The sequence below is a fragment of the Mycobacterium sp. E2733 genome, from assembly GCF_001667585.1.
Classification (GTDB): Bacteria; Actinomycetota; Actinomycetes; order Mycobacteriales; family Mycobacteriaceae; genus Mycobacterium.
Genome location: NZ_LZJZ01000127.1, coordinates 1 through 2,378 on the forward strand (window position 1 = coordinate 1; position 2,378 = coordinate 2,378).

Here is a 2,378-nt window from a genome sequence, read left to right on the forward strand (position 1 = left end):
CATCCCGCAACGCTGCCAACGCACGACGAAACTCACCATCACGCGCCACTATCGACCACGCACACTCACTATCCCGCTCCATCAGACGCCTACACCTCCTCCCTACCGTCTGTGAGTTTCTTCAGATCTCCGCGACCGAAACTCTTCTTGTTCGATGGCCGACTGCGGCAAGGGGTTCCAGCGCCCGATGCCGGTGAACCATCTGAGTGGCGCTGCCGCAGTAGAAAGCCGGCGGGGTGGAAAGACCGCAAGTGCTGCGCGGCGAGAACCCCGGCGCCCCTGAGAAAGGACGCTCTGTGATCTGCTTGCCGGACTGCCGTGTGCGGCAGACCATCGCACCATCACCCTGGATTCGCCCCTGTGCGTCGCCCTGTACACAACCGCACTTCGATCGGGCCGGGCCCGTACTGGGGCACCAGATCCGGCGGGACCTCCCGGATGTCGAGCGGATGGTCCTTGGCGGGGCCGCGGCACCAGGGGCAGACCGTCAACAACGCTCCCGACCGGGTGTGGGTGGCGAACCACCACGGCCGTAATTGTCGTTCCAGGTCAGTGCGAAGCCGACGCGCGGCCAAGCCCTCCCGAGTAGACGTCATGTGGCCGAGGGTATGGTCGTTTGACCGGGCAATCGGCGAATTCACCTGAGGTAGCGTGGCTGGAGCGCCGAGATCGAGTAGGGGCCGCGCGTGCGTTGCGTGTAAGGACCTAAAGATTCGCGCAACAAGGCAAGGCAGTGAGTATTTGCGCACTTAAGTGGCGCACAGCGGAACCTCAGGTTGCGGCGCGAAGCCCTAACAATTTCCCGCCGAACGGATCCCGACTCAATAGGCTGATCAGCTGGTCGCGATTGCTGATGCCGAGTTTGGCGAAGAGGCGGTAAAGGTGTCCCTCCACCGTTCGCACCGAGACCACCAATTGCTCGGCGATCTGGCGGTTGGACAAACCGGTGACGACCAGCATCGCAATCTGGCGCTCACGACTGCTGAACGGTAGGGGACGCGCCGCGGCCTTGACCGCTGGTGAACGAAGTCCGCAGCGCCCCGCAAGAGAGCAGGTCTGCAGAAGCGACTCAAATTTCTTGGCGCGGTCGCCTCGGCGGGCATATTCGCCGGCCGCCTGCGCCGACGCGTCCGCGGCCAGGGCCAGTGCACCGAGTTCGGCGAACCGACGGGCCGCGGCGTCGACCAGACCGGCATCGTGTTTGGCCAGCGCGCGGGCATGGGCGGCGACCGCTTCGGCCAACGGCGTGTTCAGGATCTTGGCCAGTTTCTCCAGCCGCGCGGCGTGCGAAGGATCGCCGAAGCGGACGGCGGTATGGCGCGCGCGCAACTCGACCGCGTGCATCCCAGCGTTTTCCGCGATCTGAACCGCTTGCATCACATGCGTTCGAGCGGCCGTCATCTCGCCGAAGGAGGCACGTTCCCAGGCCCGGGCGAGCTCGAGTTCTGGCAAGAACACCGCGACCTGCGGCCCGTAGGCTTTCTCCGCACTGTCCAACGCGGCGGCGGCGGCCGCACTGTCTCCTTGCCCGGCCTCGACTTGGGTCTGCCACGCGGCCACCAGGGCCAACCAGGGCAATGGAAAACCATGTGAGAGGATCGCTTTCGATTCTTCGAATGCGGCTCGCGCCTCGGGTAGAACGCCGCGGGACACGTGTATCAATCCCAGCATCGCCTGCACCATGGCGTCTGCCTCGGGTATGCCCGCGGCCATGGCGGCGTAACGCTTCAAGACACGCTCGGCCGCCGGATAGTCACCGGCGGCCGTGTCGGCCATGACTTCGGCGATCCCGATGTTGAACCGAAGCAGTCCCAGGTCGCCGAGCGCAGCGGCGCGCAACCCGGCGTCGGCTATCCGATGAACTTCGCTCGATCGCCCTGCGACCGCGAGGGCATCGCACGTCGGGACGGCCGCCCACACGGTCGCCATCGGCAACAAATCGGACTCACACAAGCCGGGCCCGATCTCCAGCGTCGTCGCGACGTCACCAGAGTAGAACCCGAGTGACATTTCTAGCGTGTTGACCAGATGGATGCCCGCCTCCGAGGTAATGCGCTTCTTCACCTCGCCGAGCACGCGCCAGGCGCTTTCGAGGTCTCCGCAACCCCAGAACAGGTTCGCACTACGCACACAGCCCCAGCGCACGGTCAGCGACTCGTCGGCGCCTTCGGGGTCGGCGTCGGCGAGCACCATCTCGGCCTCGTCGGCGCGGCCCTGCCAACTCACCGCCTCGGCGAGCACGATCGCGGCCGCCAGGCCGCCGCCGCGATCGACCGCGAATCGCGCCAGCTCCTCGGCCAAGGCGATGTCCGACATCGCCAGCGCGGCCGCCGCGGCCTCGATGACCACATCGAGGTCGGGATCCAGATCACTACGCA

General features: G+C 65.9%; 2 protein-coding genes. Both read right to left on the reverse strand.

The window, feature by feature from the left end:
• Nucleotides 1–341: 341 nt before the first annotated feature.
• Nucleotides 342–596, reverse strand: a complete 255-nt coding sequence (locus A5678_RS27335; protein ID WP_156747047.1) for a hypothetical protein — start codon at nucleotides 594–596, stop codon at nucleotides 342–344.
• Between the two features lie 175 nt (nucleotides 597–771).
• On the reverse strand, nucleotides 772–2,378 hold a 1,607-nt coding region (locus tag A5678_RS22990; protein ID WP_197502233.1), incomplete at its 5' end, for a helix-turn-helix transcriptional regulator.

Bases quoted from the DNA above. Each gene is read 5' to 3' on its own strand.
- A5678_RS27335 (WP_156747047.1), bottom strand. From the start codon at position 596: ATGACGTCTACTCGGGAGGGCTTGGCCGCGCGTCGGCTTCGCACTGAC.